This window comes from Actinosynnema sp. (assembly GCF_052038725.1).
In genome coordinates this window covers 1-7,000 of the sequence record NZ_JBQGCX010001109.1, presented here as the reverse complement: position 1 = coordinate 7,000, position 7,000 = coordinate 1, and the positions used below count along the sequence as shown (strand labels likewise).

The 7,000-nt window shown below is 75.1% G+C and carries 6 protein-coding genes; 5 read left to right on the top strand and 1 reads right to left on the bottom strand.

Going from position 1 to position 7,000, the window contains the following annotated elements; genetic code table 11:
• Nucleotides 1-42 precede the first annotated feature (42 nt).
• Both ACTUAL_RS23435 and ACTUAL_RS23430 read left to right on the top strand, forming a co-directional pair.
• Nucleotides 43-1,341, top strand: a complete 1,299-nt coding sequence (locus tag ACTUAL_RS23435; RefSeq protein ID WP_440901754.1) for a glycosyltransferase 87 family protein — start codon at nucleotides 43-45, stop codon at nucleotides 1,339-1,341.
• A 172-nt stretch (nucleotides 1,342-1,513) separates the two neighbouring features.
• Nucleotides 1,514-2,443 carry an alpha/beta fold hydrolase gene (locus ACTUAL_RS23430; RefSeq protein WP_440901753.1) on the top strand — a complete coding sequence of 310 codons (930 nt, stop codon included), beginning with the start codon at nucleotides 1,514-1,516 and terminating at the stop codon, nucleotides 2,441-2,443.
• Here the strand turns inward: ACTUAL_RS23430 and ACTUAL_RS23425 are convergent.
• Nucleotides 2,428-2,949 (bottom strand): winged helix-turn-helix transcriptional regulator, encoded by a 522-nt coding sequence (locus ACTUAL_RS23425; protein WP_440901752.1) that lies wholly within the window; start codon nucleotides 2,947-2,949, stop codon nucleotides 2,428-2,430. The two genes, ACTUAL_RS23430 and ACTUAL_RS23425, sit on opposite strands and share 16 nt — an antisense overlap.
• A gap of 178 nt (nucleotides 2,950-3,127) precedes the next feature.
• On the opposite strand from ACTUAL_RS23425, the gene ACTUAL_RS23420 reads away from it, so the two are divergent.
• From ACTUAL_RS23420 to ACTUAL_RS23410, 3 genes are all read left to right on the top strand, one after another.
• Complete coding sequence (locus ACTUAL_RS23420; protein ID WP_440901751.1) at nucleotides 3,128-4,393, top strand: MFS transporter; 1,266 nt, start codon at nucleotides 3,128-3,130, stop codon at nucleotides 4,391-4,393.
• A gap of 269 nt (nucleotides 4,394-4,662) precedes the next feature.
• Nucleotides 4,663-5,847, top strand: coding sequence for an acyl-CoA dehydrogenase family protein (locus ACTUAL_RS23415; protein ID WP_440901750.1), 1,185 nt, complete (start codon nucleotides 4,663-4,665; stop codon nucleotides 5,845-5,847).
• 54 nt (nucleotides 5,848-5,901) lie between these two features.
• Nucleotides 5,902-7,000: acyl-CoA dehydrogenase family protein (locus ACTUAL_RS23410; protein ID WP_440901749.1), on the top strand; the 1,099-nt coding region annotated here is incomplete at its 3' end.

Sequence of the window (7,000 nt, the reverse complement as noted above, 5' to 3'; positions counted from 1 at the left end):
CCCGGCGAGATCCCCCGCGACCCGGCAACCCGAGGAGCCCCCGTGACCAGGACAGCAGAACCCGCACCCCCGGCCGCGCCAGGCGGCCCCCTCCTCACCCGCGAGGCCGCCCTCGTGTCGGCCGCGTTCGCCGCGGTCGTGACCGCGCTCGTGCTGTCCACCCTGGCGCTCGGCGACGCGATGCCGATGCTGGAGCGCGACTTCAAGGTGTACGTCGTCAGCGGCCAGGCGGTGCTCGACGGCGCCTCCCCGTTCGACGTCTCCACCGACGCGGGCCTGCTGTTCATCTACTCGCCGTTCGCGGCCCTGCTGTTCGTCCCGATCGCCCTGCTGAACACGCACCTGGCGTTCGCGCTGTGGACGTTCGCCTCCACGTTCGCCCTCACCGCCTGCACCTGGCTCCTGCTCGGCCTGGCCACCCCGCTCGCGCCGAACAAGCGCACCGGGTTCGCGCTGCTCGCCTCGGTCGCCGCGCTCGGCACCGCCCCGGTGTGGCCGATGGTGTTCAACGGCCAGATCAACCTGCTGCTGATGCTCGTGATCCTCGTCGACCTGCTGCGCGGCCCGTCCCGCCACCGGGGCGTGGCGATCGGCTTGGCGGCCGGGATCAAGCTGACCCCGCTCATCTTCGTCCCGTACCTGCTGCTCACCGGCCGGGCCCGCGCGGCGGCCGTGGCGACGGGGACGTTCCTGACCACCGTGCTCGTCGGCTACCTGGTGCTGCCCGGCCCGTCCGGCCAGTGGCTCAGCGGCCTGGTGCTGGACACCACGCGGATGATGCCGCCGGACCACGGCCCGTGGAACGAGTCGCTGCGCGGGGTCCTCGGCCAGCTGCCGGGGGTGCTGCACGCGCCGTGGTTCGGCGTCGCGGTGACCGTCCTGGTCGGGCTGGCCGGGCTCGCGGTCGCGGTGCGGGCGACCCGGCGCGGGCAGGTGGCCGGGGGAGTGCTGGCCTGCGCGGTGACCGGCACCCTGGTGTCCCCGGTGTCCTGGCCGCACCACTGGGTGTGGGTGGTGCCCGGCGCCGCGGCCTGGCTGTGGTGGGCGCTGCGCCACGGCCGGGCCGGGCACGCCCGCGCCGCGCTCGCCACCTGGGCGGTGATGATCGTCTCCGGGGTGGTGATGCTGCTGGACGACTCGCCGGTGGCGGACCTGGTGGTCAACGTGATCAGCCTGTCCGAGGCGGGCCTGTTCGCGCTGAACGTGCTGCCGGTGCTCGGCGGCCTGGCCCTCCTGGTCGCGCTCGCGCTCCCCGCCCGGCGCCCCGCGGGCCCCGCGCCCGACCCCGCCCCCGAACCCGTCCCCGACACCCCGGCGCAGCGCCCGCTCCTGGAGCGCTGACCCGCCGTCCGAACCGCCGCACCACCACCCGGACGCGCCGTCCCGGTGGCGCACCCCGGCGCGATCCGCCACCGTGCCGCACCAGAACACCGCCGCCCCGCACGGCCCCCGCCCACCGGCGGCGCGGGGCCCGGCGGAGCCGAGCAGCCGGTGAGCGGAGGCACGTCGTCCCATGCACAAGCACAAGGTGCTGCTCGTGGTCGTCGCACTGGTCCTGACCCTGACCAGCGGCGCGACCGCGGGAGAGCGCGACCCGTCCGCCACCGGCCTCGGTGACGGCTTCACCTCCGGCGTCGCCAGGGTCAACGGCACCTCCCTGCACTACGTCCGGGGTGGTCGCGGACCGGCGCTCCTGCTGGTCCACGGCCACCCCCAGGACTGGTCCGAGTACCGGGCCGTCATGCCCGCCCTCGCCAGGGACTTCACCGTCGTCGCCGTGGACCTGCGCGGCATCGGCGGCTCCGAGCCGACCGAGGGCGGCTACGAGGCCGCGAACCTGGCCGAGGACCTGCGCGCGCTGGCCGCCCGGCTCGCGCTGGGCCCGGTGTACGTGGTCGGCCACGACATCGGCGGCATGGTCGCCTACGCCTACGCGCGCCTCAACCCGGCCACCACGCGCGGCGCGATGGTCCTCGACGTCCCCCTGCCGGGCCTGCCACCGTGGGACGAGAGCACCGCGCGGCTGTGGCACCTGGGCTTCCACCAGGCGCCGGGCCTGGCCGAGGACCTGGTCGACGGCAGGCAGGAGGTCTACCTCAGGTTCGTGCTCGACCGGGAGACGTTCAGCGACGCCGAGGTCGCCCGCTACGCGCGGGCGTACCGGCCGAAGGCGCGGCTGCGCGCCGGGTTCGAGCTGTACCGGGCGTTCCCGGCGAACGCGGCGTTCAACAGCTCCCGGACCGGGCGCCTGGACGTGCCGCTGGTGTGGGTGTCGGGGGACCGGTCGATCTTCGCCGACATCGGCCCGCGCGTGGCCGATGGCCTGCGCGCGGCGGGCTGCACCGACGTGCGCACCGAGGTGGTCGCGGGCAGCGACCACTACCTGCTCGACCACCGGCCCGGCGCGGTGACCGCCCTGATCCGGCGCTACGCCTCGCGGTGAACCCCGGCGGCCACCAGCGCCGCCAGGCTCGCCGGGGCCAGCCGCTCGGTCCCCGCGGGGCCGGGCCCCGGCGGGGCCAGCCGCGCGCCCGGCCCCAGGTGGGCCTCGCGCAGCTCGTCCATGAACTCGGCCCACAGCGGGGGGCCGCCCGCGGCGAGCACCGCCGTGCGCGCGGCGTGCTCGTCGCCCGCGGGCAGGTGCCGCACGCCCCAGACGCCCAGCTGCGCGAACACCGGCACCAGGGCGATCGAGCGCTCGGTGAGGCTGTAGACGACCTTCTGCTTGTGCGTGGGGTCGTCGGTCTTGGTGAGCATCCCGTGCTCGACCAGCACGGCGAGCCGGTCGGCGAGGATGTTCGAGGAGATCCGCTCGGGACCGGCCAGCAGCTCGCGGAAGTGCCGCGCCCCCAGGAAGATCACGTCGCGCAGCACCAGCAGGGTCCACCGGTCGCCGAAGATCTCCAGCGCCAGGTTGACCGGGCAGTCCGACCTCGTGTCCTTGCGCACCGCGCCCCTCCCCGCACCACTCCGACCCCGCCGCCGGGCCTCACCGGGAACCTACTGGAAATCCCCGAGCTGTGACGTGGGCCACCGCCTGCTACGGTACCTCTGGTTGTGAAATGCAACCAGTCTCCGCCGGCGCCACCCGCCGGCGCCACCCACCACACCGACGAGGAAGGCCCGGATGAGCGCACAGGACACCAGCGCGGGCGCGCGCGAGCAGGCCGTGGACGGCAGGTCGAAGCTGCTGTTATCGGCCCTGTTCGTCGCCGCCTTCGTGCTCGGCACGGCCGAGCTGCTCATGGTCGGCGTCATCGGCCTGATCGCCGACGACCTGGACGTCTCCATCCCCGCCGCGGGCGGCCTGGTCACCGCCTACGCGCTGGGGCTGGCCATCGGCGGCCCGCTGCTGACCGCCCTCACCATCCGGTTCGACAAGCGGGTGACGCTGATCGGCGCGCTCGCCGCGTTCGCCGTCGTCAACACCACCCCGGTGCTGCTGGGCCAGTTCGCCCCGTTCCTGGCCGCGCGCGTGGTCACCGGCTCGCTGCACGGGCTGTTCGTCGCGGTGTCCTTCGTCGCCGCCGTCGCGGTCGTGCCGCCCGAGCGCGCCGGGCGGGCCATCGCGACCGTGTTCTCCGGCTTCGCCGTCTCCGCCGCACTGGGCGCGCCGCTGGGCACGCTCGTCGGCCAGTGGCTCGGCTGGCGCGACTCGTTCCTGGCCATCAGCCTGCTCAGCCTCGTCGCCTGCGCGGCGCTGGTCGCGCTCGTCCCGCCGCTGCCCGCCGAGCGCGGCGGCGGCGGCGCGGGCGACCAGGCGCGGTACGCGTTCGCGCCCAGGGTGCTCGTCGTGCTGCTCCTGGGCTTCCTGCTGTTCGCCTCCTCCTACGGGGCGCTGACCTACCTGACGCCGTTCCTGGAGCGCGTCACCGGCGTCTCCGGCGCGCTGCTGAGCGCCTTCCTGCTCTGCTACGGCGCGGCGGCGGCGGTCGGCTCGTTCGCGGGCGGCCGGTTCGCCGACAGCGGGGCCGCGCGCGCCATGCTCCTCGGCGGCGTCGGCACCGCCCTCGCCCTGCTCGTGCTCCACCTCGGCGGATCCTCACCCGTCCTGGTCGCCCTGGGGCTGGTCGCGTGGGGGCTGTTCGCGCAGGGCGCGGTGCCCGCCTACCAGTACCGGGTGCTGGAGCTGGCCGGTCCCGGCAGCCAGTTGGCGTCGGCGCTGCCCGCCTCGGCGGCCAACGTGGGCATCGCGGTCGGCTCGGCGGTGTGCGGGCTGGCGATCGCGGGCGACCCGTCCGGCGCGCTGCTCACCGGCCTGGTGATCGGCGTCGCGGCCCTGCCGGTGGCGTGGTTCGCGCTGCGGCTGCGCCCGCCGGTCGCGCCCGGCGCGGGGGAGAGCGCGGGGAAGGGCGCGGGGAAGGGCGCTGCGGAGGACGCCCCGGCCGGGTAGCCGGGTGCGCACTCCGGGACAAGCGCCGGGGGTGGACCGGTGCCACCATCGGTGGTGCGGGTCCGCCCCCGTCGCGCTCCCGCGCGTCCACGGCGGACAGGACTCCACTGTGGACGCTGTCGCGCGCGCGAACCCTTGCGCCCCAAGCGCTCCCGGACCGACAGGTCGGCAACATCGGAGAACCGGACCGGACCGCCCCCGTGCCACAGTTCCCAGCGGGGCGGGAACCTTCCGCCCGGAAGCCACCGTCACCGTACCGAGGAGCGCAGATGACGACCATCGACGCGCCGCCGAGGGCCGAGCTCGTCGGCCGCGCGGCGGAGCTGGTTCCGCTGATCCGCGAGCACGCCCCCTGGCAGGAGCAGAACCGGGTACTGCACGAGGAGGTGGTGCGGGCACTGGTCGACGCGGGTCTGTTCCGGATGCGCGTCCCCACCCGCCACGGCGGCCACGAGGCCGACGTGCGCACCACCTGCGAGGTGCTCGCCGAGCTGGGCCGGGGCGACGGGTCGGTGGGCTGGACGGTCGCCACCCTGACCATCGGCTCCTGGCTCGTCGGCCTGTTCCCCGACGAGGTCCAGGAGGAGGTGTTCGCCGACCCGTCCGTCCGCGTCTGCGGCTCGGTCAGCCCCGGCGGCGTGCTCGTGCCCACCGAGGGCGGCGCGGTCCTCAACGGCGAGTGGCACTTCAACACCGGCGCCCCGCACAGCCAGTGGGACGTGCACTCGGTGCTGCTGGCCACCGAGGACGGCGGCTACGTGCCCGCCACCGCCGTCGTGCCCATGTCCGACCTGACCGTCGGCGACGACTGGCACACCTCCGGCCTGCGCGCCACCGGCAGCGTCACCACCGCCGCGAAGGACGTGTTCGTCCCGCAGGCCCGCATCCTGCCGATGCTGCCGGTCCTGATGGAGGGCAGGCACCTGTCCGCCCGGAACGCGGACGCCCCCACGTGGAAGGTCCCGTTCATGCCCTTCGCCGCCGCCGTCGCCAGCGCCCCCGCGCTCGGCATGGCCCGCGCCGCCTGGGAGGCGTTCTTCGAGCGGCTGCCCGGCCGCAAGATCACCTACACGAACTACGACGAGCAGGCCGCCGCCCCGCTCACCCACCTGCAGGTCGCCGAGGCCGCCGTCAAGACCGACGAGGCCGAGTTCCACCTGCGCCGCGGGGCCGACCGGCTCGACGCCGCCGTCGCCGCCGGGCAGCCGCTCGACGTGCTCGGCCGGGTCGCCGCGCGCATGGACGCGGGCGCGCTCTGCCAGCGCGCCAAGGAGGCCGTGGAGGTGCTGGCCACCGCGAGTGGCGGCTCGTCCATCTACACCGACCGGCCGATCCAGCGCATCGAGCGCGACGTCCAGGCCATCACCCTCAACGGGATCATGCAGCCCACCACGAACGCGGAGACCTACGGCCGCGTGCTGTGCGGGCTGGAGCCCAACACCCAGTTCATCTAGGCCGCGCCCCCGCGCGCCACTTCCCAGTCACAGCAACAGCACCGAGGAGCGCAGATGACGACGACCGAGGCGCCGGGGCGGACCGAGCTGGCGGGCCGCGCCGCCGAGCTGGTCCCCCTGATCCGCGAGCACGCAGCCTGGCAGGAGGAGCACCGGGCGCTGCACCCGGACGTGCTCGCCGCGGTCCGCGACGCGGGCCTGCTGAAGATGCGCGTCCCCCTGCGCTACGGGGGTTTCGAGTCCGACGTGCGCACCGTGTGCGACGTCGTCGCCGAGCTGGCGCGCGGCGACGGGTCGGTGGGCTGGACGGCCAACACCCAGATGCTCAGCTCGTGGCTGATCGGCCTGTTCCCCGACGAGGTCCAGGACGAGGTGTTCGCCGACCCGGACGTGTTCGTCGGCAGCAGCGTCAGCCCCAACGGCGTCGCCACGCCCGCGCCCGGCGGCGTCGTCGTGAACGGCGAGTGGGCCTTCAGCACCGGGGTGCTGCACAGCGGCTGGTTCGCGCACTCCGCGCTGCTCGCCGAGCCCGACGGCGGCTACGCGCCGATCGTGCTGGCCATCCCGGTGGCCGACCTCGGGGTCGTGGACGACTGGCACACGGTCGGGATGCGCGGCACCGGCAGCGTCAAGACCGTCGCGAAGGACCTGTTCGTGCCGCAGGCGCGGGTGCTGCCGCTGATGCCGGTGGTGCTGCACGGCGCGCACCTGTCCGAGCGCAACGCCGACTCCGCCACCTGGCGGGCCCCGTTCTCGCCGGTCAGCGCGGCGGTCGCGGGCGCGGTCCCGCTCGGCATGGCCCGCGCGGCGCGCGAGGTGTTCCTGGAGCGCCTGCCCGGACGCAAGATCACCTACACCGACTACGAGAGCCAGGCCGAGGCGCCGCTGACCCACCTGCAGGTGGCGCGGGCGACGCTGAAGGTCGACCAGGCCGCGTTCCACGTGCACCGCGCCGCCGACCGCGTCGACGGCAAGGTGCGGGCGGGCGAGGCGTGGTCGGTGGAGGAGCGCGCGGTGGCCCGCATGGACATGGGGGCCGCGACCGCGCTGGCCAAGGAGGCGGTCGACCTGCTGTCCGAGGCCAGCGGCGGCTCGTCCATCTACACCGACCGGCCGATCCAGCGCATCGCGCGGGACGTGCGCACGATCAACC